This is a genomic window from Capnocytophaga cynodegmi, from assembly GCF_002302475.1.
Lineage (GTDB): Bacteria > Bacteroidota > Bacteroidia > Flavobacteriales > Flavobacteriaceae > Capnocytophaga > Capnocytophaga cynodegmi.
In genome coordinates this window covers 728,927-752,367 of record NZ_CP022378.1, presented here as the reverse complement: position 1 = coordinate 752,367, position 23,441 = coordinate 728,927, and the positions used below count along the sequence as shown (strand labels likewise).

Below are 23,441 nucleotides of genomic sequence, written 5' to 3'. Positions count from 1 at the left end.
AATGATGACTATTTCTTAGAAACAATCTAAAATTGGCTCTTCACTTTTAAGGAGAATATTAAACTTTGGATTAGGAATTACATTTTTAGATAAAAATCTTTGGTAAGTTCTGTGTAAGCCTCTGTGTATACGTTACGTTCTTTTTCTATAATCAACAGGTCGGAAATACAAACTTCACTTTTTTTGTCAAAAGCAATCAAACTACGTTTTAAATCTGCATTGGCGTTGCCTTTCACGCGAGTGATTTTCCTTGCAAACAAGCCTTTTTGTGAGGCTAACTGCACGAAATGCTCCTCTTCCGAAAATGGAATAATAACAGAAAAGATACCCTCATCAGAAAGCAATGAGGCTACACCATCTATCAGAGTGCTGAAAGGCAAAGAGTTTTCAAAACGAGCTTTGTTACGCGAATTACATTCAGTTTGATACTCAGAGGTATAAAAAGGAGGATTTGAAATGATAATGTCGTATTTTTCTCCTTCCATTTCCGTTACAAATTCTTGAAAAGAAGCAAAATAGCAGAAAAGTCTGTCCGCCCAAGGGCTATTTTCAAAGTTTTCTGCACATTCAATGTATGCTTCTTCATCAATTTCCACAGCATCAATAGTTTGTGCATTGGTGCGCTGAGCTAACATCAAAGCAAGAATGCCTGTTCCCGCTCCAATATCCAACACACTTTGAGGGAAATTATCAACTGGCGTCCAAGCTCCCAAAAGTACATTGTCAGTACCTATTTTCATTGCATTTTGTGCCTGAGAAACTGAAAATTGTTTGAATCTGAAGTTCATAGTAGCAAACTAAACATTAGATAAATAGGAAGGCTTCGCCATTAGTTATTTTATTTGCAAAAAAGCAAATGCTGTTTTCACTTAATTGCTTTTTTAGCTCATCTTTAAAGGGCTTAATGGCGTAATGTATTGGGCAAGGCTCTTCCTCAGAGCATCCTTTCAAACTCATAGAACAAGTCATAAATCTATGTAATTCATCAATATGCTCAATAATGCTTATAAGCGGAGCTTCTTTTTTTTCTTCTGATATCCAAAACCCTCCTCCTGGTCCTTTTGTTGAATTAATGGCTCTTTTTTTGGCTAAAGTCTGAAGTATTTTTGCCAAGAATGGGGTGGGAATGTTCAATTTTTCTGCGATTTCCTTTACACTGATTTTGTTAGATTCAGAAGAATGCACAGCAAGATATATAACAGCATTTATTGCGTATTTACTTGAATTGGAAAACATAATAGTATGGATAAATTGGGGACAAAGGTACGAAAAAAATTTTTTGTGCTGAATATTTTTTCTCTTTGCCTTTAAAAGGCGATGCCATCTGGAATTTTAGAACTATTTTTGCCACCCTTAATCAAAATTTTTGCTTCAACACAAATGCATACTAATTATTTGCTTTTTTTTGATTTCACTTTTGATGCCGATTTTGCTGTCTTTTTGCCCAGTGCTTATATCGCAGAGCAAAAAGGTAATGTTTGGTATTTCTTTAAGAAAGCAAACAAAGAAATTCTCCAAAGTTTGCCTCAAATTGAATTAAACGCAGAGCAAAAAGAGCTTTTGGAACAGGTAAATACACTTCAGAAGCCTATTTTGATTAAAAAGTTTGCTAAAAAGTCCTCCTCAATAGAGGTCCTTTATAAAAATGCACAGCAAAAACAAGCGATACTGACCTACATTGAGGAAAAGACAGCCCAAATGCTACAAATGATTTCAGAAAACGATTTTTTCCTGACAATCAATCTCAATACAAAAGATGAAATCACCAAACAGAAAATACAAATTACCCAAAAGATTCTTCAACCTCTCTTGGAATTTGAAAAAACAACCATCGGTATTACATATAGGCTCTCTTTGTTGGAGAACAACAAACTACTTATCCCGAATCAACACCAAATCAAGCTATTAAATAACGAAAAGTCGTGGCTTGTTATCGATAAGAAATTGGTAAAAGTCGCTTATATTAAAGCATTGAATGTAAAGCCTTTTTTAAGCAAGGCAGAAGTTTTCATTCCGGAGAAACTCATTAGTGAGTACTTTGATAAGTTTCTTAAAGAAATTCTCAAAAAAGTTGAGATAAAAGCAAAAGGTTTTGAAATTATCCATAAAAATCAGATGATTGCAACAAAACTACACCTAATGCACGACTTTTTTGCTAATCATTACAAGATATTTTTGGAGTTTGACTACGATGGTTACACATTCAGTAGCAATCAGTCCAAAAAATCACATTCCGTATTGGAAATGAAAGCCGATGAAGGGCTACAAATCACCAATTATAAAAGAAATTTTCAAGCAGAAGCAGAGAAAAAACAAATAGTAACTGGGTTGGGTTTTTCAGAAAATGAAGGAACTTTCTTCTTAAAAGAAGATAATCCGTTTGCATCGTATTTTCATCTGTTAGAAAAGGAAAAAGAACTCCTTGAAGCAGGTTTTTCTCTTGAAAATATTGAAATCGACGGAAAAAAAGCTCCCAAAATACTTCCACAATTAATTCTGTCGGAAACAAAAGCCGAAAATGACTGGTTCGACCTCAATATGCAGGTAAAACAAGGAGATTTTACCTTCCATTTTAAAGATTTGATTAAAAATATAAAGGAAAATAATCCCATTTATACGCTTTTGGACGGAAGTTTATTCATTATTCCGCAAGAATGGTTCAGTAGGTACGGAACTTTAGTGAAGTTTACCAAAATTTCCGAAGGAAAACTTCAACTTCCTAAAAATAATTATGCACTTCTTGAAGAATTACCCGAGTTAAAAGCCCAAACGCTTGTAAGTAACGTAGAATACTTCCCTTCTCCAAACTTAAAAGCGACACTTCGCCCATACCAACAAGAAGGTGTAAAGTGGCTTTTGGAACATCATTATAATGGATTGGGGGCTTGTCTTGCCGACGATATGGGACTTGGTAAAACCCTGCAAACCATTGCATTATTAGTAGATATTCACGATAAATTACCAGAAGTTGAAGCTATTTCAGCTCCTGATTTGTTCAGTTCTGGACAAAAACAGAAAGAACCCCTGCGAGTTTTGGTAATTCTCCCGTCATCTTTGGTTTTTAACTGGTATGATGAGACAAAACGCTTCGCTCCTCACTTCAAATGTACGCAATATGTGGGTAGTGACCGCAAAGCAAAGGCAAATCGGTTGCAGAATTACGATATGATTTTCACGAGTTATCCGATTGTGACCCGAGATGCGAAAATCTTTCAAAAACAAGAGTTCAGATATATTATTTTAGATGAAAGTCAGCGTATAAAGAATAAAAATTCGCAAACGTTTAAGGCAATTCACGAAATTAAGGCTCAACACAAAATTTCTTTGAGCGGAACGCCGATAGAAAACTCTTTGAGCGATTTATGGTCGCAAATGCAATTCATCAACCCGAATATTTTAGGCAGTTTTTCGCATTTCAGCAAGTATTTTAAGCATAATATTGAGAAGAAAGGCGATACTGTGGTATTGGAAGAGCTTAAAACCATCATCAGTCCGTTTCTTTTGCGACGAACAAAGGAACAAGTACTTGATGATTTGCCTGAAATGATGGAACAAATCATTTATTGCCAACTTTCTGAAGCTCAGGAAAAGTGGTATGAGCGTGAAAAATCAAAAGCGAGGAATGAATTACTGCAAGTTGATGGGCAAATTTCGCAATTTAGTGCTTTGAATGTACTAATGAAGCTCCGACAAATAAGCAATCACCCTAAATTGATAGACAAACAGAGTGAAATCCCCTCAGGAAAGTATGAAGAAGTTATCAATTATATGGAACTTGTGATGCATTCCAATCAAAAAGCACTTGTTTTTAGTAGTTTTGTTACACATTTGGAGATTTTCCAGCAATGGTGCCAACAAGAAGGCATACGATACGTTACACTCACAGGAAATGTCCCTACCGCTCAACGAAAAGCTGAGGTAGAGGCTTTTCAAAACGATAAAAGTGTAAAATTTTTCTTTATTTCCCTCAAGGCTGGAGAGGTGGGACTAAATCTTACGCAGGCCTCTCACGTACTTTTGCTTGACCCTTGGTGGAATCCCTTTTCGGAAAAACAGGCTATCGCTCGAGCTCACAGATTAGGGCAAAAAAACAAGGTGAATGTCGTTCGATTTGTATCTAAAAACACTATTGAAGAGAAAATAATCAGATTACAACAGACCAAAAAGGAACTTTCCCAGAACATTGTGGAAGAAACTGCCTTTGTTTCCGAAGTTATTGAACATATTGAAGATATTTTAGGCTAATATGTTACTTTTTACACTACTTTTAAAACAAAAAGTATACTTTTCATTGATTTTTACCCGTCAGAAATCAATATTTACCGGTCAGAATTCATTTCCTGCTGGTCAGAATTTGTTTCTTGTCGGTTGGGATTGACTTCTTGCTAGTCAGAATAGATTTCCTATTGGTCAAGATTAATTTCCTATTGGTCAAGATTGATTTCCTGTTGGTCAGAATTTATTTCTTGTTAGTCAGAATTTATTTCTTGTTAGTCAGAATTTATTTCTTGTTAGTCAGAATTTATTTCTTGTTAGTCAGAATTGATTTGTTATTGGTCAAAATTGATTTCTTTTTAGTCAATATCAATCTATAAAAGGTCAAAATTAATAAAATTGCGAGAAGAATTAAAAAATAATCAGTCAATCTTCTTTTCTGGATAGTAATATATAAAAAAAGAGAAAGACAAGAGAAAATCTTGTCTTTCGATTGTGTATAATTGGGGTTGATTATGGTCTTTTTGAAGGGATTTATTCGTTTACAGAAGAATTTATTGAGTTTTTAATAAATTAAATATTTTTCCCGTGTCTTTTTGAACTTCTCCAAGTCGGTTTGCCACGTTTTGCGTATCTCTTCATCGCTTTTTCCTGCAATGATTTGTTGTTTTAGTATGGCATTTCCTGCAATTCTGTTGAAAGAAGAGGTGAAAAATGGTGTTTTTACTCCTTTTGATTGCTCGTGAGCTTTCTTCAGCCAAGTAAAATTGAGCTTAGAAAGGGTAGGATACTGACGCAAGTCCTCCCCATAGCAAATCTTTCCGTTAAATTTTGGGTTTTTATCGCCTTCATTAGGTTTGGGAGTGAAATTGAACGTAGTTTTTTCAAAATAAGGCGAACCATATATCTGAAATTGCCACGAAGTACCACGCCCCATACTTACATTAGTGCCTTCAAAGAAACACAAGCTGGGATAAAGGTTTATCGATGTGTCGTTAGGTAAATTGGGTGAGGGTTTTACAGGCAAACTATAGGGCGTTTGATGTGTATAGTTAGCCAGAGGGATAATCGTTAGGTTGGCGGTTAAGTTATTTTCCAACCATTTTTCGCCATTAATCATTTGTCCGTATTCTCCAATGGTCATTCCGTAAACTACTGGAACAGGGTGCATTCCTATAAAGCTTTTAAACTCAGGTTGTAGCACGGGACCATCAATGTAATGGGCGTTAGGGTTAGGTCGGTCGAGAACTACAACGGGTAATTGCATTTCAGCACAAGCCTCCATAACATAATGAAGCGTTGATATGTACGTATAGAAACGCACCCCAACATCTTGCAAATCAAAAAGGATTACATCAAGATTTGTGAGTTGTTCTTTCGTAGGTTTTTTGTTTTTTCCGTAAAGTGATACAATAGGAAGCCCAGTTTTGGTGTCTTTTCCGTCTTTTACTACTTCTCCAGCGTCGGCTTCGCCACGAAATCCGTGTTCGGGTGCAAAAACTTTCGTAACCTTGATGTCTCTTTTTAAAAGAGTATCTACCAAATGAACGTATTTGCCAGTTTGTGTTTTAACAATCCCCGTTTGGTTGGTAACGATTCCTACTTTTTTATTTTGTAAGAGAGGTAAATACAAATCCATTCGGTTGGCTCCTAAAATAATTTCCTGGGAGGAATTCTGTTGGGTTATAAAGGGTTTATTTTTAATCTTTTGCCCATTATTTTTGCACGAAGCCATCAGAAGTAGCAAAAAAATTGTATTTTTGACGCTCCTAATAAAAAAATTACGATTGAATTTTCCACTTTTCATAGCACGACGAATTATTTTTTCGAAATCGGACAAAAGTACGGTATCCTCTCCAATTATCAAAATGGCGATTGCAGCTATTGCGGTGGGAGTAGTTATGATGCTTATCGCTATTGCTACCGGAATGGGATTGCAACGAAAAATCCGAGAAAAGATAGTGGCATTTCAGGGGCATATTCAAGTTTATAACTATGATAATAATGCTTCGGAAGTTTCGATAAAGCCAATTTCAATTCATCAAAATTTCTATCCCAATTTCCCTAACATTCCTGAAGTTACTCACGTACAAGCAGTAGCAACTAAGGGAGGAATAATCCGAACAGAAAATAGTTACGAGGCAATCTTAGCCAAAGGGGTAGGGAAGGACTACAATTGGCAATTGATGAAAGAGTTCATAAAGGAAGGGCGTGTTCCTAATTTTAGCGGAGAAGAAATCAGTAATGAAATTCTTATTTCGGAATATTTTGCGAATCGATTACATTTGAAGCTGGGAGATAAATGCCACGCTATTTTTCTGAAAGATGAAAAATCTCAAGTCCCAAATCAGCGGAATTTTGAGATTGTAGGGATTTACAACAGTGGTTTTCAGGAATTTGATGCCTCGTATATTTTCACAGATATTAGGCAAATACAGCGAATTAATCAATGGAAGCACGATGAGATAGGAAACTTTGAAGTTTTTATCAATGACTTTGACGCTATAGAAGCAATAGGAAATAAAGTTTATAACGAGACGCTTTCAAGTCTTGATTCACGGACTATTATTCAGAAATATCCGTTTATTTTTGAATGGTTAGGAATGTTTGACTTTAATATCTATCTCATCATTGGTATAATGATAATCGTTGGAGGATTTAATATGATAACGGCTATTTTGGTATTAATTCTTGAGAAAACTCCAATGATAGGTATTTTGAAGAGCTTGGGAGCAACTGATAAAAGTATCCGAAATATATTTCTGTTCAATGCAGCTTATATTATTTTTTTAGGACTTCTTTGGGGAAACTTGTTAGGATTGTTTTTACTTTATTTGCAGAAAAAGTATAGTTTTATCAAATTAGACCCAAGTACTTATTACGTTACAGAAGTTCCAATTTATGTTCAGCCAACAATTGTTTTGCTTCTAAACATTGGTGTATTAGCTCTCTGTCTGATGATTTTACTTCTACCAACATATGTTATAACTAAAATATCTCCAACAAAATCAATGAAATTTTCGTAAGTATTAATGGTTTTTACTGAAAATTGTTTTATTTTTATCTTGAAATACAACAAATGTTGAGTTTTAACTAAACTTTGTGATTTTATTTTTCATTTTGGAACGATTATTGTATTTTTATTGGTGTATTAACGTAAAATATTTTTAAAAATGAAAAAAGCATTGAAAATTTTAGGAGTTTTTTGTTTAGCATTGGTTGTTTTTGCTTGTAGTAAGAATGATGACCCATCAGACAACAACTTGTTTGTAGGGACTTACAAAGGTTCAATAGGCTACAAATCAGCAACTGAGGACAAATCTGTAAAAGATGGAGCAGTAACTGTGGTTAAGGCTGGAAACAATTACTATTTCCGTTTTTCTGATGGAATTAAAGATTTGAAAGGAGTTGAGTTTAAAAAAGATGGAGATAACACTCTGGTAAATGTTGATTTTGAAGAAGGAGTTAAATACATCCGAATCACAGCATCAAGTTTAAGTATTCTTTATATGAAAGATGAGCAAACTTGGACAGCTGATGCAAAAAGATAGTTTAATGACTTAGAAGCTATGAAAAGTCACCTTGTTGAAAAAGCAGGGTGACTTTTTTTATGTCACTTGTGATTATATTCGGTAATTCTTTTTCGTATATTTGCACTTTTACGATAGTTATGAACGAAGCCCAAAAAATTATTGATAACATAAAAAAAGGTAATATTTCTCCTATCTATTTTTTGATGGGGGAGGAGCCTTATTTTATTGACCTGATTTCAGATTATATTCAGGAAAATATCCTCTCGGAAGATGAAAAAGGATTCAATCAGATGGTGCTTTATGGGCAAGATGTGTCAGTTGCAGATATCATCAATAATGCAAAACGCTTTCCGATGATGGCTCCTTATCAAGTAATTATCGTAAAAGAAGCTCAGAATTTAGGAAATTCTGTAGAGGATTTAGTTTCGTATGTTGAGAACTATACACAAACAACAATTTTAGTGATTTGTTATAAATATAAAACACTCGACAAACGTAAGAAACTGGTAAAAGCCCTTGGCAAAAATTGTGTTCTTTTCGAAAGTAAGAAACTTTATGACAGAGATGTGATGAACTGGATTCCAGCTATTTTGAAAGAAAAAGATTACACAATACACCCACAAGCTACACAAATGCTCGTGGAGTTTTTAGGAACGGATTTGAGTAGAATTCAAAATGAAATAGATAAACTTACTTTAGTAGTTTCAAAAAATACTGAAATCACTCCCGATATTATTGAAAGAAATATAGGAATCAGTAAAGAGTTCAATAATTTTGAATTACGGAAAGCCATTGGAGAAAAGGACGAATTTAAGGCGGTCAGAATTATCCGATATTTTGCTGATAATCCGAAAGATAATCCTATTGTTGTGACTCTTGGAACACTTTATAGTTTTTTTCAGCAACTTTTGATGTACCACGGGCTCACTGACCAAACCGACAAAAATGTAGCAAGTGTGCTGAAAATCAATCCGTATTTCGTCAAAGAATATCATATTGCAGCTCATAATTATCCAATGAAGAGAGTTAGTGCTATCATTGCTGGACTTCGGGAAATAGATATGAAAAGCAAGGGGGTAGGCGCAGCCAATACCTCACAATCTGATTTCTTGAAGGAATTAATCATAAATATTTTAAGAAATTAATTTTCATAGCATTCACATCAGTTATAAAAATATATTTTTGTAATGATTTTCGTTCAAAAACAATAAAAAATGTCAGAAAATTCAAAAAGTAACAAACATACTTTCAAACAATTATATCATTTTGTAAAGCCTTATCGCTTTGCTTTTTTTGTAGTTGCTTTTTTGTCTGTTTTGGCTTCATTACTCGCGACTGCTCAGCCTTATCTCATCAAGACCGCGATAGACGATTACATCATTCCTAAAGATTATAATGGCCTTTTTCTTATCACATACTTTTTGGTAGGATTGCTTGTGTCGGAAGTGCTTGTACAGTTTTTATTTGTTTATTTTGCAAGTTGGTTAGGACAAACTGTAATCAGAGATATCCGCAAGAAGCTTTTTGCTCATTTACTGCGTTTTAAAATGTCATATTACGATAAATCGTCTGTCGGATTGTTAGTTACACGTGCGGTAAATGATATGGAGCGTATCGGAGAGGTTTTTAGCTCTGGGCTTTTTGAAATTATAAGCGATTTGCTGAAAATGATTGTGATAGCAGTTGTTATGTTCGTTATTGATTGGCGATTGGCTTTAATAAGTTTTATGACGATGCCTTTTATTCTGTATATGACACGATGGTTTCAAAAATCAATGAAGTCAGCTTTTGTTGAAGTTCGTAAAGAAGTTGCAAATTTGAATGCCTTTGTACAAGAACGAATCTCAGGAATAAAAATCGTACAGCTTTTCACTCAAGAAGAAGGAGGATATGAAAAGTTTAAAAAAATCAATGAAAAACATAAAAAAGGTTGGCTCAGAACCATTTGGTATAACTCTATTTTTTTCCCCGTAGGAGATTTGTGTGTTTCCATCACAATAGCTGTAATCGTTTGGTATGGAGGTTTTAATGCTATTTCCAAAAATACATTTGATTTAGGAGTTATATTTTTGTTCATTCAACTTACGCAAATGTTATTTCGCCCTCTCAGACATATTGCAGACAAATTCAATACGTTACAAATGGGTGTGATAGCTTCTCAACGTGTATTTGCCATATTGAATACAACAACTGACCTTGAAAAAGAAGGAAATAAAGAACTCACAAACGTAAAAGGCAATATCCGATTTGAAAATGTTCGTTTTGAATATGTTGAGGGAGAGGAAGTATTACGAGGAGTTAGTTTTGAGGCAAAACAAGGTGAAACTATTGCTATTGTTGGTGCAACAGGAGCTGGTAAAACAACGATTATCAATTTATTAAATCGATTTTATGATATCAAATCAGGAACGATTTATATTGATGATATAGATATAAAGACGCTCACTTTATCCTCATTGCGTGAGCACATCGCGGTAGTATTGCAAGATGTTTTCTTGTTTGCTGATAGTGTTTTGAATAACATCACGTTAAAAAATCCAAATATTAAGGAAGAAGATGTTATTGAAGCGGCAAAAAGCATTGGAGTACACGACTTTTTGATGAAACTTCCTAATGGTTACCATTATAATGTTAAAGAGAGAGGAACGATGCTCTCGGCAGGACAACGTCAGTTGATAGCATTTTTACGAGCGTATATGAGTAAACCTGAGATACTTATCCTTGATGAAGCTACTTCATCAATAGATTCGCATTCCGAAAAAATGATTCAAGAAGCTACCGACAAAATAACTAAAGGACGTACTTCAATTATTATTGCTCATCGTTTGGCAACTGTGAAAAAAGCTGATAAAATTATTGTATTAGATAAGGGAAATATTGTTGAAATCGGAACTCACGAGCAACTTCTTCAAATTGAAAATGGTTATTATCGTAATCTGTACGAAGTTCAGTTTGCTACAAATGAGTAAGCTAGTTTTATAGATAAAAAAGGTTATAAATATGAACTATTTATAACCTTTTTTACTTTTGAATTTCAGATGATAGGAGACTTATACTCCTAGTTTGTTAGAAATCATTGTACTAATGTGCGATTCTAATTCAGGGATTTTTACACTTTCCAGCACTGTGTTAGCAAAAGCATAAGTTAACAAAGCTTCGCCTTCCTTTTTAGGAATTCCGCGTGTTTGTAAGTAGAAAAGAGCTTCTTTGTTAAGTTCCCCCACTGTACATCCGTGTGAACATTTTACATCATCTGCAAAGATTTCTAATTGTGGTTTTGTATTAATATTGGCTTTGTCCGAAAGTAAAATGGTATCATTTTGCTGGTAAGCATTCGTTTTTTGGGCAATTTTTTCCACCATAATTTTCCCATTGAAAACTCCTGTACTTTTGTCAGATAAAATGGTTTTATAATCCTGATGGCTCTCGCAATTTGGCTCGGCGTGATTAACCAATGTGTAATGATCAACGTGCTGATTTCCTGATAGGATTGTAACACCTTTCAAAGTTGATTCCAAATGTTCCCCGTGATGGTAGAAATTCAAGTTATTACGCGTTAAATCTCCTCCGAAAGAGAAAGTATGTACTGAAGCGTTGCTGTTTTCTTTTTGTGAAATATAAGTATTGTCAATCAACGAGGCTTTTGAGTTATCGTTTTGAACTTTGTAGTAATCCAAAATTGCATTTTTCCGAACAAAAACCTCAGTTACAGTATTGGTAAGCACAGCATTTTTTGATAAACTCTGGTGGATTTCAATGACTTTTACTTGTGCATTTTCGCCAACTTCAATAACATTTCGAGGCTGATGACAGATTGCCTCATCTGAATTCGTTGTGATGTACAATAGTTGTATTGGCTTTTCAATTGCTTTATTTTTAGGAATATAGATGCAAATTCCTTCACTGGTAAAGGCGGTATTTAACGCTGTAAAAACATCATCTTTCCGAGTTTCTTGATTGAAATGCTTTGTAACAAACTCTTGATTGTCAGAAGATTTTAAAATATCACTCAAAGGAGAAATTAGAAAATCATTAGTTTGATTATCAGATAATTCTGGAGAGTAATATCCATCAACGAAGATAATTTTATAACTATCACAAGCTACTAAAAACGGACGCACTTGTTCCTCCGTAACCTGATTTTTTACCTTTGGTAATAAAGCAAAGTTATTTTTTAACAAATCTGAGAGCGAGGTGTACTTCCAAGCCTCATCTTTTTTTGTGGGAAATCCTTTCTTTTCAAAAACTGAAATAGCTTCCCTGCGAGTATCTTTTAATATATCTTCCTTATTTTCAAATGTTTCAAAGGAAGAAAGCCAATTTTCTTTTAAGTTCATTTTTTAGTTTAGTAATTTTTTAAAATAAATTTTTTTCTCTGAAAGAAAGTGTGCAAAGGTATGAAAAAAAATAATCCAACAAGCAAAATATTTACTTCAGAGTAAGAATTCTTTGTGGTTATGAAGAAATTAGTCACCGATTTTGATTTTCCAAAGCCCTCGCAATTCGCCCATTTTGTAATTAGTTGCTTTGTCGTTCGGATATTTTTCTGCCAGTATTTGAAAGGTTTCTGGAGCAATATCGGTTTGCGAATTTCCGTGACAGGCAAGGCAAGTAGGCATCGCCAGTGGAATTGCTTTATAATAATATACATCATTTTTGTCCTGTAAAATCAGGTGCTTTTCTCCAGAAGTTTGCATTAAAGTTGCCATATCATTCCAAGCTTTTTGGTCTAACTCCGAAGAGATAAAATTATTTGGGTTGCGATTTTTGTCAGAAACTCGCTGAATGTGATGTTTATTTGAAAGAGAGTCTGTCAGGAAAACAGCTTTCTCGCTACAAAAATCCACAGCACGAACGGCTCCACCTTCCTTCATTTTTGCTGAAACGTTCATAAGCAAAACTTTCTGTGCTTGGGAGGCAATGCTATCCCCCAACGTTAAATAATGGTTAATCTCACTTTCTGTTAGTTTTCTTGACTGGTTACAACTTACTAAAAGAAGCCCTATAATGCTAAAAAATATCTGTTTCATTTTGAAAAAATTTAGGTTCAAATTTATAATAAAAAACAAGAAAATAAAAGTATTGATAAATCAATTAATCAAAATTTTATCCATTTAGTTCTATTGATATAAATGAATAGTTTTCAATTTCAACTTCTAAAATATGGTCAGGGGAAAGGGTGTCTCCCATTGAAATTTCGGTGAATAGATTTCTTTTGTCATCAATACCCACCAAAGCACAATAAACATCTAACGAATCATACCAAGAGTTACCTACTAAAATATCGGGTTTCATCTTTTGATTGAAAAATGTAATCAATTCTGTTTTGCAGTCGGAAAGCCACAATAGATACTCAGAAATTCGGTCAAAGTTTTCTTGAAAATTATGATTTTTATGTATGAAAACAGAAAAATCACTAGTATCAACTACTTTATTAAAAATGATGATTTCATCTTTTTTCAAAAGAAAAGTGTTTTCTTCTCCAGAAGGAATGAAATCTTTCAACCTGAGGTTATTTTGTTTTTTCCTTGTTTGAAATTTACGCAAATCCTTAATAATGAAATTATTCTCGTGTGAGTTTGCTTTCTGTTCCCATACATAAAGTTTGGAGACATCCTTTGGATTGCTTTTATCTGCAATGGTTTTAAAGATTTCATAAGCTGAACGATGAAAACCAAGTAACGTATATATATTGCAAAGAATAAAGTCTTCTTCTCTATTTCGTTCTGTTTTTTCAAGTTCATAGCATAAATCATAGAGTTTTTCTACACTTTGCTTAGAGGCATTTGATTTGCGAAATTCGTTTGAAACGTCAATAAAAGATTTAAAAATAGGCGTCATCTTTATTTATTATTTTCCCTTACGTTTATCAAAAAAATACTGTTATTTTATTTATATAAAGATGTCAAATCCACAATTTCTCCTGTGGAATCATCTTTAAATACCAATTGAAATCCTTGAAACTCCTTGAGCTTTTGAAGTCGAGGTAGGAAGGCTTCTAAGATTTCTTTCTGACGAGTTGCCCAATCAGAATGTGGTGTGTACTGACTCAGTTTGCGTTGATAAGCCAATTTATCCATTATGTTTTTATCTTTTCGCCAGTTGAGTTGCTTCAAAAGTTCATATACAGGAGAAGAATCCTCAGGTATGGGAGAGAAATATAACCAAAGCATTCCTTCTATTTTTTGTAACTGAAGAGGAGGAGAGTCCGTATCTCTTTCATAATTAAACCTTTCATTTCGATAAAGAAATCCGATTTCTTTCTCCAAAAGCTCTTCTAAATCTTCGCGAGTGATAAGTCCCTGATAGCTATCTTCACCTTTGCCATAATTAACTTTATACGTGTGAGTAAACCATTCTCGCTGATAAAGCTCAGAAACAATACGTTGCTTTTCTTCTGACAGATAAGGCAAATGTGTACGAAGCATATTATCAATATTTTCTTTGAAACTACCGTCCATTATCAATCCTTCTTCATAAACATCACAAACCGACTTACAAAGCTCAGCAAAGATAAAATCTTCTAAGTTCTTTGCTAATATTTCAAGCTCTACATCATCGTGAGGAAGTAACACAATCAGCGGTTCAGCTGCTTCAATTTCTTCTGGGAAATGATACCAAAAGCAATAATAATCACCTCCACCAGTCTGCCCAAATGGAACAAACAGATAGTCAGGATTTATCTCACGATAGTCATCAGGGTCGCGTATCTCTTCGATGATGGATTGAATTTCTTCTATGGGTGTTACTTCAAAATCCTGACCATATAGTAATAAAGGCGGGTTAGCTTTCAGCTTTGGATAGGTTAGTTGTAACCAATCGGAAGAATATTCTCCTAAATTAAGCATATTATTTTGATATAATTCTTTGTATAATTCAGGATATTCAAACCCAAATTCTTGTTCTAAGGCTTCTAACTTTTTCATTATTTGTATGTTTATTGTATTCTTTTTAATATGTTGATTTTCAAAATTGCTAAGGCAATTTATTATCCTTGCATACCTCCAAAGGATAATTTTTTCTTGTTATTGATTTCAATAACTAAGGTGTGTCCTCCAAAATAATCAGGTGAAGTTACAAGATTTATATCGATACTTTCAATAATTCCTTCCTCTAAAAGTACAGAAATCCCTTCAATATAAATGCTTTTGATTAGTTCTTCTTCCGTAATAGGAGCAGTTAAAATAGTATTATCATACAGGACAGCTTTCCCTTTCTTCTGTATTTCAGTAGTTACCCAATGGTTGAAATGACTTAAAAATTCCTCAGCTTCTAAAGCGAAAGTAAGTATCATTTTGCGATTATCTTCTATCCATTGCAAACGATTGCTAATAGCTTTTTTGGAATCATAATCACCAATAATGTCAATTTCTGTTTCCTTTTCCCAGATAGTTGCTGTAGTTTGGTATTCATCATCACAATCAGTAGGTATAAACTTACTTAAAGTTATTTTATTTCCTACGGAAGAAATGACTTTTTTCTTAGTAGGTTTTTTCTGGAATACTTCAGGAATTGGTTGATTTTTACTTGTGGCTAAAGCTCTTTGATACGAAGCTATATCTTCTTTCACACATTTGGTAGGAGCTTCTACACGTTGCTTTTTCAAATAATCAAGCAGATTATTTTGCTCAATAAGTAGTATTTCCATTGCCGAAGTTAGGAAGATTGTTTGCGGAAAACCTAAATATGTTACATCTTTTTCTTCTTCGGGTTTACCAAATTTCTCGTTGATATAAAGGCAAACTAACGTCTGATTTTCTAAAAAGAATCGGTAAATTTCATCAATTGAAAGGTTGGATAACTTACATCGCTCATTAATGATATTGTACAATTGTAATTCCATTTTATTGTAAATATCAATATGATATTCTTGACTTAGCTGTTTTATTAACTCCTGATATTCTGTGGTTTCTACTACTTTCTTTAAATCTTGAATGCTGATGCTCATAATGTTTTGTTTTTATTTCATAATCAATTGTATTTAATTGTAAGTAGAAAATAGAATTTTTGTTGTATAGTTTTCTATTAACAATAAGTAACATTAAAAGGCTTTCTAAATATATTTTTATAGAAAGCCTGATAGCGTTTGAATAAATTATTGTTAGAAAATTACTTTTTCTTAAAGGTGGCTACCTTAATCATATCGGATAACATCTTTCCTGGGCGGAAAAGAATATGAGCAGACTTCACTTTGGTTCCTGTAACATCTTCTTCTTTTTCTGATGGAGTCCCCGTAATTCCCATCTGAAGCGTAAAATGCTCTCCCACACGTACTATTTTTCCTTCAGATAAATCGTGCGTTACTTTGGTCAAAACTGTTTCGAGTACTGCTAAAATATCTGCTTTTGATACAGTTGAAACCGACGAAGCATACATCGCTAAATCATTGAGGTTTGTTTCACCATCTCCCACAGCTTGAGGGTACCACTTAGCAGGTTCGGTAGGTTTCTGTGGGTTTCTTTTCTGTACTGCTTTAATCTTGATTGCCATAAGAATCTTTCTTTTAAAATTAAACAAATAAATATTTTGTTGTATAACTCACTTATAATCTAAGTGATATACAAGACAAATTTAGAAAAACAAACCTAAATTAGCTAATACTTTAACAAATATTTAATGTTTTTATTCCCTTTCATTCTGATGAATATTACGTTGAAATAAAATATCCCTCCTTCATAAAATTTGAGAAAGAAAAATAGGCTTCTTAAAATTAAAAAAGGAGATAATTTAAAAACATCAGGAGCTTTTCAGTAAAACATCAAGAACTTTTCTTAAAAAGATACTGAGCTTTTTAGTAAAACATCAAGAGCTTTTTTGTGATAGATATAAACCATTTATTTATAAGCTATTGTGAAGAGGATTTTTTGGTTTATTGTTTTTATAAAAAAGCAAGTAGTTTTTTGTGGAATTTATAAGTATAAACAAAAGAAATTGATGATATATTTTATTTATCATCTCCTTGTGAAAACATTCTTTTGATTATAGTTTGTATCTCGAAAATATCGCTCATCGAATAAAGTCCTATGGGACTTTTCAGATGGTTATTATTGGGAGGTGTGTCAATGGCACTTGCAATTAGTGTGACTTGCCCTGCGGGGTCTGGTAAATATTTTAGTCCGCTGATGCTAAACTTACTGATTTTTGTTGTTCCATCACTATATTTTTCGCCAATAGCTCGGGTGTTTTTTAGTTGGTCGAGCGTCGGAACTTTATCAAAGGTCTGCTCATAAAACTCCACAACTGGGCTTTGATTGATGCCTGTATCCGTATGAATGTAAGCAATGTAGAAGATGTTTTCCAATTCTATTGCGATGATATCCTTCGGACGATAAAAAGTAATTGATTCAGGCAATGCGGGGCGTCGTTTCAAAGGTACGGGCGGACTTTGTAAAAGCTCCTTAATGTATACTGATTTCCTCTCAAAGTCATCACTCAAAACAACGTCTTTGTTAAGTACATCAATTGCGTCAATGGCTTGAGAGGTAATGCTTGGCTGACTAAAACCATATTTGTGAAGCAGTGTAGCCATAGCAACAAGGGCTTTGTTTCTGTAATGTTTTTTGTTCTTTTCTGCGGAAGGTTTCAAAGCACAATCCCAACGTAATAACAATTTCGGAAGGATAGTTGCTAATTGCTTCTGTGGCGTTTCGTTGGCAGAACCAGTCATTGCCAACCAAACAAGCCGAGCTAAATCATCATCTATCGTTTCCACCAGATATTTTGCTGCTAATTTGTCTAAGATTTGTGAATGTTTTATATTCATATTGATACGTTGTTTTTAATGATTTTCTACTGAGGAAAGGCTCAAATGAAGCAAAAGGTTTAAAGCGTTTGCTTTAAACCTTTTGTTATTTGATTTGTTTTTATTTCAGCCAATCATAGCCTTTTTCTTCAAGTTCGAGAGCGAGTTCTTTTCCGCCAGACTTCACGATTTTTCCATCGGCAAGTACGTGAACATAATCCGGAACGATGTACTCCAACAAACGTTGATAGTGTGTGATAACAATTACCGCATTGTTTTGGCTTTTTAGTTTGTTTACTCCGTTTGCCACGATACGAAGAGCGTCGATATCCAATCCGGAGTCTGTTTCGTCTAATATCGCGACTTTTGGCTCAAGCATTGCCATTTGGAAGATTTCGTTACGTTTCTTTTCTCCCCCTGAAAAGCCTTCGTTAAGCGAACGAGATAAGAAATCTTTGTTGATTTCCAAAAGTTCAGCTTTCTCGCGGATTTTCTTTAGAAGTTCAGCCGCAGGGATTTCCTCTTCACCACGAGCTTTTCTCGCTTCGTTTACCGCAGTTTTTATGAAGTTTGTAACAGAAATTCCGGGGATTTCCACAGGATATTGAAAGGACATAAATATTCCCTTATGGGCTCTTTCTTCGGGAGCGTCTTCCAAAATGCTTTCTCCTTCCAAAATGATGTCTCCCTCAGTAACTTCAAAGTTTTCATTGCCCGAAATCACTGCCGAAAGCGTGGATTTTCCTGCTCCGTTAGGTCCCATAATGGCGTGAACCTCACCTGCTTTTACATTCAGGTTGATGCCTTTTAAAATTTCTTTATCCTCTACAGAGGCGTGTAAGTTCTTTATCTCTAACATTTTATATATTGATTTTTTAATTTATTTTCTATTTTAATTTAGATGTACTTCCACTGCAGCAGGGAATACCCTTTCAGGGTCAAAGAAAGTAGCACAGCTATTGACAAGGTGTTGAACATCAGATTGTAGTATTCCTTTGAAAACTTGTTTATTATTCACTACAACAGTGACTTCTTTGCTGAAATCCACCAAATTTTGGTTCAAATAAACAACAAATTTTCCTTTCTGCAAAGGAATATGCGTTTTTTGATATTTCGTGAATAAGTCCCAATAAGGACTTCTTTCAATTCCCTTATAAGTAACTTCATCAACATTGATATTTACTTTGTTATCAACGATATTCATCGTGTAACGCACACGTTCTGCTCCACGTTCTTTGATGGCAATGTTGTAAAATCCTTTTCGGTAGATGCCGTCCATCGGGAAATCCTCCCAAACTACTTTTTTCGGATGCGGATTACGTGTATATTGCTTCAGCCAAGGTGTCGTAGGGCGATAGTCAATTTTGTGTCCTGCGTTAGGAATTAACTCAATATGATGTACAAATCCCTGAGGGTCTTCGGCTTTAAACTTTTCAAATTCTTCTTTAGCATATTGAGTAAATAAATCTCGATGAAACATATTATCTTTTGCTCCTGTTCGTAGTGAAAAAGCAATATTTCGGCAGTTTTCTACCGGAGCGTTGATGAGTGGTTCGCCTCCTGCCATCGGACCTGCTCCCGCCAAATAATCAGCATAAAAAGAAGCTAATCGCTGACTTCCGTAACCTCCTTCAGATATTCCGAAGAAATACACTCTATTAGCATCTACTTTCCCTGAAAGAAAAGCCAATCGGAGTAGTTTCTCCCAAGCAAATTGTTTTGACTTTTGCCACCAACGATATAGTTCCCCTGTATTGGGAATTTGCGGAATGAAATAGGCAGATGGAGCATCTTCAAAGTGTTGTGCAAGAATCTTTCCGTTAGCCCACTCCTGATGTTTATCACCCGAACCGTGCATATACACAAAAAGCGGATACCCTTTTTCAGGTTGATTGCCTTTGGAAGCCCAATAGAAAGGCATTGTAGCATTTGCCTCCAAGTTAGCAGGAAGTTGCCAACGATTGCCTTGAGTAGCATTGGTAAGAGGAGCTAAATCTCCTAACTTCTCTTCAGAAAAACTTTGGCTTGCTTCTTTCCAACTTTGCCAAATTTCTTGTTGTGTATGGGCTATTTCAGTAAGCGACAAGGTTTTCCCTTCTTGAAAAGACGTTGTTTTACCTAATAGGTGTTCTACGAAAAATTGTTTGACCTTTTCTTTGGATATATTCCCTTTTGGAGCTTCTTGCTCCGGCTTAGGGATTTCTTGTTCTTTTTGGGGTTCAGTATGTTCTGCTTTGCTGCAAGATGTACTTACCAAAGCCCAAAGTGTGATGAATAAAAATGCTTGTTTCATAAATGGTTATATTTTAAAATCCTCCTTTGAAGGAGGTGTCCGAAGGACGGAGGATGTTGTACTGAAAATTACATCCCCCTATCCCCCTTGAAAGGGGGAATTACAACGACAAATTATTTTAAGTCAGCATCGCGTCCCTACAATAAAAACACAATGTACGGGCGAAACGTTTTCCGCCCCTACATTTTTTTGTTTTGTACCACCTTGCGGACTTACCTTTTATCCTCAATACCGAATTCTCGCCACTGACTTTGCTGATAATCCATCTTGGCTCTTTTCCGAGCAACTGATTGTTTGTCGGTAAGCAGCTTGAGTTGCTTATCGAACTCCTCAGTTTTCGATTTTAAATCGGCTTTGAGCTTCTCTTGTTCGCTGTTTAGGGTTTCGACTTTGTTTTTTAAGGCTTCCAACTCATCGATAAAAGCCTCATCAATCCCTGCGGGTAGATTATCTTTGTGATTTCTAAGTCCGTCAATCATTAACTTTACAGATTTGATGTTTTCTGCATACGATTTCCTTGCCATAATAATTCGATTTTAATGGTTAATATTCCGTTTAAGCCTCCCACCTTTGTTATCCATTAGTTTTTGGGCTATTTTATTAAAAAACAAGCAAATATCGAGCCAAATATTACTTATTATTAGCTTTTTATGAACGTATTTATCAACACTCTTTGTTTTTGTAACGTGGATTGTATTTCTGCTGATGTTAATTTATATCTATATTGCTTAAAAAACACCTTACATCACATTGCTCTATACAATGTACGGGCGAAATATCTTTCGCCTCTACAAGGAAATGCCTTGTACCATTAGGGATATTGTCCATCTCTTTAGGGAAATACGTTATCCCTTTAGGGAAATGCCTTGTACCATTAGGGATATTGTTCATCCCTTTAGGGAAATACATTATCCCTGATAAAAAATGTTCCATCCCTTTAGGGATTTGTCTCATCCCTTTTAGAAAAACAAAATATTTTGATGAAATACACTTTATCTCTATAGGGAAATGCTTTATATTACATTATTTTAAATAGGGATATTGTTCATCCCTTTAGGGAAATACATTATCCCTGATAAAAAATGTTCCATCCCTTTAGGGATTTGTCTCATCCCTTTTAGAAAAACAAAATATTTTGATGAAATACACTTTATCTCTATAGGGAAATGCTTTATATTACATTATTTTAAACGATGTAAGGGTGTATTGCAATACACCCCTACTGTATTAACGCCTTGTTATAGTTGTTTTCTATGAAAAATAGCTTGAAACTTGGCTTTTTCATCTTTCTTTTAGGGAAAAATTACCTGCCTGTCCGTGCTACGGACTATCCCACGCTTCCTTCCAAAGAGATTTCTAATAATTTCTGAGCTTCTACAGCAAATTCCATTGGGAGTTTGTTTAAAACCTCCTTGCTGAAGCCGTTTACAATTAGGGCGATGGCTTTTTCCGTGTCGATACCGCGTTGGTTGCAGTAGAAAATTTGGTCTTCCCCGATTTTTGAAGTTGTGGCTTCGTGTTCTATTTGAGCAGTTTTGTTTTTCGCTTCGATGTACGGAAAGGTATGAGCTCCGCACTCATTGCCCATCAAGAGAGAATCACATTGCGAGAAGTTTCGTGCATTCTCGGCGTTCGGACTAACTTTCACCAATCCTCGGTAAGAATTCTGCGATTGTCCGGCAGAAATCCCTTTTGAAATGATTGTTGAACGGGTGTTTTTCCCTAAGTGAATCATTTTGGTTCCTGTATCCGCCTGTTGGAAGTGATTGGTTACGGCGATGGAGTAAAATTCCCCAATCGAATTATCACCTTTGAGCACACACGATGGATATTTCCACGTCACTGCGGAACCTGTCTCAACCTGTGTCCAAGATATTTTAGCGTTCTTTTCACATAGTCCTCGTTTGGTTACAAAATTGAAAACCCCTCCTTTACCATCTTTATCCCCTGGGAACCAATTCTGAACGGTTGAGTATTTTATCTCGGCATTGTCCAAAGCTATCAGCTCTACTACGGCAGCGTGTAATTGGTTTTCATCACGTTGCGGAGCGGTACATCCTTCAAGATAAGAAACGTAGCTACCTTCATCGGCAATCACTAAAGTACGCTCGAACTGTCCGGTACCTGCCTGATTGATTCGGAAATAGGTAGAAAGTTCCATCGGACAACGAACGCCTTTGGGTACATAACAGAAAGACCCATCGGAAAATACTGCCGAGTTCAGGGCAGCATAGAAATTGTCGGTTTTAGGTACGACAGAGCCGATGTATTTTTTCACCAATTCGGGGTGTTCTTGAATGGCTTCGGAGATAGAACAGAAGATGATTCCTTTTTCTGCCAACGTCTTTTTGAAAGTTGTCGCCACCGAAACGGAATCCATCACGATGTCCATCGCAACAGGGGCAACGCCTGTTAAACGTTTCTGCTCTTCGATGGAAATACCCAATTTGTTAAAAGTTTCAAGAAGTTTTGGGTCTACTTCATCTAAACTTTCGTATTGAGGTTTCTGCTTGGGTGCGGAATAATACGAAATGGCTTGGAAATTCGGTTTTTCGTATTTTACATTTGCCCATTCGGGTTCTTCCATTTCTTTCCAAATGCGGAAAGCCTCAAGACGCCAATTGGTCATCCACTCAGGCTCGTTTTTCTTTTTGGAAATCGCAATTACAATTTCCTCATTGAGCCCCTTTGGGAATGTTTCGGCTTCGATATCGGTATAAAAACCATAGGCATACTCCTTGGTTTGTAGTTCGTCACGTAAATCGTCTTCTGTGTATTTTGCCATAGTTTTAGTTTTTAAGTTTAAGGTCTGAGGTTCAAAGTTCAAGGTTTAAAGAGTGAACTCTGAATATGCAACCTTAAAATCACTTATATTTTATGCCTTTTAAATTGCTGTTAATTAAATAATTGATAAATGTATTTATTTTCTTGCTTAAAATTTCAGTTTGATTTTTTAGTTTGATAAATTGTTCTTCAGAAATGAATCCTCTATCCAAAATTCGGTACAATTGCGACCTTGTCTCTCCACAAGAAGCCTTCGCTATTGATAAAAATTGTATAAATTCCTTATTCCCGTTACGTTCAAAGCCTTCTGCGATATTATCCATTATTGAGCCCGATGCACCATCAATTTGATTACTTAAACGAAAATTGCTTTTAAGTGCTGAATTTTCGATGATTTGATAAATATCATTGCTAAGTGTTCTTGCCAATTGCCAAATTTCTAAGTCTTCAAATCTTTTTATCGTAGCCATATTGTGTTTTTAGGATTAAATGCATAAAGTTTCCGACAAAACCTTGAGCATTAAACTTTGAACCTTGAAATATTTACAACGAAAAACTCTCTCCGCAGCCACAAGTTCTGTTAGCGTTGGGATTGTTGAATACAAAGCCTTTTCCGTTAAGTCCACCTGAATATTCAAGGATTGTACCTACCAAATAGAGAAAACTTTTTTTGTTTACAGCAATGCGTATTCCATTGTTTTCAAATATTTTATCGTCGACGTCAGTGGTTTTATCGAATTTGAGTTCGTAGGAAAGTCCGCTACAACCACCGCTTTTTACGCCCACACGTACAAAATCGGTTGTAGGGTCGAAATTATCATCTTCCATTAAGGAAATTAGTTTCTTTTTTGCTTGTTCAGATACTTGAATCATT

General features: G+C 35.0%; 22 protein-coding genes. 5 read left to right on the top strand and 17 right to left on the bottom strand.

The features are described 5' to 3' along the window. Positions 1–77: 77 nt before the first annotated feature. The gene (locus CGC48_RS03440) at positions 78–788 is read right to left on the bottom strand and encodes a tRNA1(Val) (adenine(37)-N6)-methyltransferase (protein WP_098028483.1); all 711 of its coding nucleotides are present in this window, start codon (positions 786–788) and stop codon (positions 78–80) included. 16 nt (positions 789–804) lie between these two features. Continuing rightward, complete coding sequence (locus tag CGC48_RS03435) at positions 805–1,236, bottom strand: RrF2 family transcriptional regulator (protein WP_098028482.1); 432 nt, start codon at positions 1,234–1,236, stop codon at positions 805–807. Between the two features lie 144 nt (positions 1,237–1,380). Between CGC48_RS03435 and CGC48_RS03430 the strand changes: the two genes are divergently transcribed. After that, on the top strand, positions 1,381–4,245 hold the full coding sequence (locus tag CGC48_RS03430; RefSeq protein ID WP_098029745.1) for a DEAD/DEAH box helicase: 2,865 nt from the start codon (positions 1,381–1,383) through the stop codon (positions 4,243–4,245). Between the two features lie 535 nt (positions 4,246–4,780). Here the strand turns inward: CGC48_RS03430 and CGC48_RS03425 are convergent. Beyond that, the gene (locus tag CGC48_RS03425) at positions 4,781–6,022 is read right to left on the bottom strand and encodes an exo-beta-N-acetylmuramidase NamZ family protein (protein ID WP_394336561.1); all 1,242 of its coding nucleotides are present in this window, start codon (positions 6,020–6,022) and stop codon (positions 4,781–4,783) included. A 61-nt stretch (positions 6,023–6,083) separates the two neighbouring features. Between CGC48_RS03425 and CGC48_RS03420 the strand changes: the two genes are divergently transcribed. From CGC48_RS03420 to CGC48_RS03405, 4 genes are all read left to right on the top strand, one after another. After that, positions 6,084–7,241: an ABC transporter permease gene (locus CGC48_RS03420; protein ID WP_098028480.1), complete on the top strand. Its 1,158-nt coding sequence runs from the start codon at positions 6,084–6,086 to the stop codon at positions 7,239–7,241. 147 nt (positions 7,242–7,388) lie between these two features. After that, positions 7,389–7,766, top strand: coding sequence for a hypothetical protein (locus tag CGC48_RS03415; RefSeq protein WP_098028479.1), 378 nt, complete (start codon positions 7,389–7,391; stop codon positions 7,764–7,766). 119 nt (positions 7,767–7,885) lie between these two features. Then, positions 7,886–8,893 (top strand): DNA polymerase III subunit delta, encoded by a 1,008-nt coding sequence (holA, locus tag CGC48_RS03410; protein ID WP_098028478.1) that lies wholly within the window; start codon positions 7,886–7,888, stop codon positions 8,891–8,893. A 69-nt stretch (positions 8,894–8,962) separates the two neighbouring features. Beyond that, the gene (locus tag CGC48_RS03405; RefSeq protein WP_098028477.1) at positions 8,963–10,717 is read left to right on the top strand and encodes an ABC transporter ATP-binding protein; all 1,755 of its coding nucleotides are present in this window, start codon (positions 8,963–8,965) and stop codon (positions 10,715–10,717) included. A gap of 81 nt (positions 10,718–10,798) precedes the next feature. Here CGC48_RS03405 and sufD read toward each other — a convergent pair whose 3' ends face one another. The 14 genes from sufD to CGC48_RS03335 form a co-directional block, all read right to left on the bottom strand. After that, positions 10,799–12,085, bottom strand: coding sequence for a Fe-S cluster assembly protein SufD (gene sufD / locus CGC48_RS03400; RefSeq protein ID WP_098028476.1), 1,287 nt, complete (start codon positions 12,083–12,085; stop codon positions 10,799–10,801). A gap of 129 nt (positions 12,086–12,214) precedes the next feature. Then, positions 12,215–12,778, bottom strand: coding sequence for a Tll0287-like domain-containing protein (locus CGC48_RS03395; RefSeq protein WP_098028475.1), 564 nt, complete (start codon positions 12,776–12,778; stop codon positions 12,215–12,217). A gap of 76 nt (positions 12,779–12,854) precedes the next feature. After that, the gene (locus CGC48_RS03390) at positions 12,855–13,589 is read right to left on the bottom strand and encodes a hypothetical protein (RefSeq protein WP_098028474.1); all 735 of its coding nucleotides are present in this window, start codon (positions 13,587–13,589) and stop codon (positions 12,855–12,857) included. A 47-nt stretch (positions 13,590–13,636) separates the two neighbouring features. Continuing rightward, complete coding sequence (locus CGC48_RS03385) at positions 13,637–14,674, bottom strand: SMI1/KNR4 family protein (protein WP_098028473.1); 1,038 nt, start codon at positions 14,672–14,674, stop codon at positions 13,637–13,639. A gap of 62 nt (positions 14,675–14,736) precedes the next feature. Next, positions 14,737–15,696: a DUF2262 domain-containing protein gene (locus CGC48_RS03380; protein WP_098028472.1), complete on the bottom strand. Its 960-nt coding sequence runs from the start codon at positions 15,694–15,696 to the stop codon at positions 14,737–14,739. Positions 15,697–15,857: 161 nt separating this feature from the next. Then, positions 15,858–16,238, bottom strand: coding sequence for an HU family DNA-binding protein (locus CGC48_RS03375; RefSeq protein WP_018279653.1), 381 nt, complete (start codon positions 16,236–16,238; stop codon positions 15,858–15,860). 454 nt (positions 16,239–16,692) lie between these two features. Then, complete coding sequence (locus CGC48_RS03370; RefSeq protein ID WP_098028471.1) at positions 16,693–17,511, bottom strand: hypothetical protein; 819 nt, start codon at positions 17,509–17,511, stop codon at positions 16,693–16,695. A gap of 100 nt (positions 17,512–17,611) precedes the next feature. Beyond that, positions 17,612–18,349, bottom strand: a complete 738-nt coding sequence (gene sufC, locus CGC48_RS03365) for a Fe-S cluster assembly ATPase SufC (protein ID WP_042347417.1) — start codon at positions 18,347–18,349, stop codon at positions 17,612–17,614. Positions 18,350–18,382: 33 nt separating this feature from the next. Beyond that, entirely contained in the window at positions 18,383–19,783 is a 1,401-nt protein-coding gene (locus CGC48_RS03360; RefSeq protein ID WP_098028470.1) for a carboxylesterase family protein, read from the bottom strand. A gap of 212 nt (positions 19,784–19,995) precedes the next feature. Beyond that, positions 19,996–20,307, bottom strand: a complete 312-nt coding sequence (locus CGC48_RS03355; RefSeq protein ID WP_013998037.1) for a hypothetical protein — start codon at positions 20,305–20,307, stop codon at positions 19,996–19,998. 184 nt (positions 20,308–20,491) lie between these two features. Next, positions 20,492–20,716 (bottom strand): hypothetical protein, encoded by a 225-nt coding sequence (locus tag CGC48_RS03350; protein ID WP_098029744.1) that lies wholly within the window; start codon positions 20,714–20,716, stop codon positions 20,492–20,494. 394 nt (positions 20,717–21,110) lie between these two features. Next, the gene (gene sufB, locus CGC48_RS03345; protein WP_098028469.1) at positions 21,111–22,568 is read right to left on the bottom strand and encodes a Fe-S cluster assembly protein SufB; all 1,458 of its coding nucleotides are present in this window, start codon (positions 22,566–22,568) and stop codon (positions 21,111–21,113) included. 79 nt (positions 22,569–22,647) lie between these two features. Then, entirely contained in the window at positions 22,648–23,037 is a 390-nt protein-coding gene (locus CGC48_RS03340) for a four helix bundle protein (protein ID WP_098028468.1), read from the bottom strand. A gap of 73 nt (positions 23,038–23,110) precedes the next feature. Beyond that, complete coding sequence (locus CGC48_RS03335) at positions 23,111–23,440, bottom strand: HesB/IscA family protein (protein WP_098028467.1); 330 nt, start codon at positions 23,438–23,440, stop codon at positions 23,111–23,113. Position 23,441: the final 1 nt, after the last annotated feature.

Bases quoted from the DNA above. Each gene is read 5' to 3' on its own strand.
- CGC48_RS03440 (WP_098028483.1), bottom strand. From the start codon at position 788: ATGAACTTCAGATTCAAACAATTTTCAGTTTCTCAGGCACAAAATGCA.
- CGC48_RS03435 (WP_098028482.1), bottom strand. From the start codon at position 1,236: ATGTTTTCCAATTCAAGTAAATACGCAATAAATGCTGTTATATATCTT.
- CGC48_RS03430 (WP_098029745.1), top strand. From the start codon at position 1,381: ATGCATACTAATTATTTGCTTTTTTTTGATTTCACTTTTGATGCCGAT.
- CGC48_RS03425 (WP_394336561.1), bottom strand. From the start codon at position 6,022: ATGAAAAGTGGAAAATTCAATCGTAATTTTTTTATTAGGAGCGTCAAA.
- CGC48_RS03420 (WP_098028480.1), top strand. From the start codon at position 6,084: ATGGCGATTGCAGCTATTGCGGTGGGAGTAGTTATGATGCTTATCGCT.
- CGC48_RS03415 (WP_098028479.1), top strand. From the start codon at position 7,389: ATGAAAAAAGCATTGAAAATTTTAGGAGTTTTTTGTTTAGCATTGGTT.
- holA (WP_098028478.1), top strand. From the start codon at position 7,886: ATGAACGAAGCCCAAAAAATTATTGATAACATAAAAAAAGGTAATATT.
- CGC48_RS03405 (WP_098028477.1), top strand. From the start codon at position 8,963: ATGTCAGAAAATTCAAAAAGTAACAAACATACTTTCAAACAATTATAT.
- sufD (WP_098028476.1), bottom strand. From the start codon at position 12,085: ATGAACTTAAAAGAAAATTGGCTTTCTTCCTTTGAAACATTTGAAAAT.
- CGC48_RS03395 (WP_098028475.1), bottom strand. From the start codon at position 12,778: ATGAAACAGATATTTTTTAGCATTATAGGGCTTCTTTTAGTAAGTTGT.
- CGC48_RS03390 (WP_098028474.1), bottom strand. From the start codon at position 13,589: ATGACGCCTATTTTTAAATCTTTTATTGACGTTTCAAACGAATTTCGC.
- CGC48_RS03385 (WP_098028473.1), bottom strand. From the start codon at position 14,674: ATGAAAAAGTTAGAAGCCTTAGAACAAGAATTTGGGTTTGAATATCCT.
- CGC48_RS03380 (WP_098028472.1), bottom strand. From the start codon at position 15,696: ATGAGCATCAGCATTCAAGATTTAAAGAAAGTAGTAGAAACCACAGAA.
- CGC48_RS03375 (WP_018279653.1), bottom strand. From the start codon at position 16,238: ATGGCAATCAAGATTAAAGCAGTACAGAAAAGAAACCCACAGAAACCT.
- CGC48_RS03370 (WP_098028471.1), bottom strand. From the start codon at position 17,511: ATGAATATAAAACATTCACAAATCTTAGACAAATTAGCAGCAAAATAT.
- sufC (WP_042347417.1), bottom strand. From the start codon at position 18,349: ATGTTAGAGATAAAGAACTTACACGCCTCTGTAGAGGATAAAGAAATT.
- CGC48_RS03360 (WP_098028470.1), bottom strand. From the start codon at position 19,783: ATGAAACAAGCATTTTTATTCATCACACTTTGGGCTTTGGTAAGTACA.
- CGC48_RS03355 (WP_013998037.1), bottom strand. From the start codon at position 20,307: ATGGCAAGGAAATCGTATGCAGAAAACATCAAATCTGTAAAGTTAATG.
- CGC48_RS03350 (WP_098029744.1), bottom strand. From the start codon at position 20,716: ATGGAACATTTTTTATCAGGGATAATGTATTTCCCTAAAGGGATGAAC.
- sufB (WP_098028469.1), bottom strand. From the start codon at position 22,568: ATGGCAAAATACACAGAAGACGATTTACGTGACGAACTACAAACCAAG.
- CGC48_RS03340 (WP_098028468.1), bottom strand. From the start codon at position 23,037: ATGGCTACGATAAAAAGATTTGAAGACTTAGAAATTTGGCAATTGGCA.
- CGC48_RS03335 (WP_098028467.1), bottom strand. From the start codon at position 23,440: ATGATTCAAGTATCTGAACAAGCAAAAAAGAAACTAATTTCCTTAATG.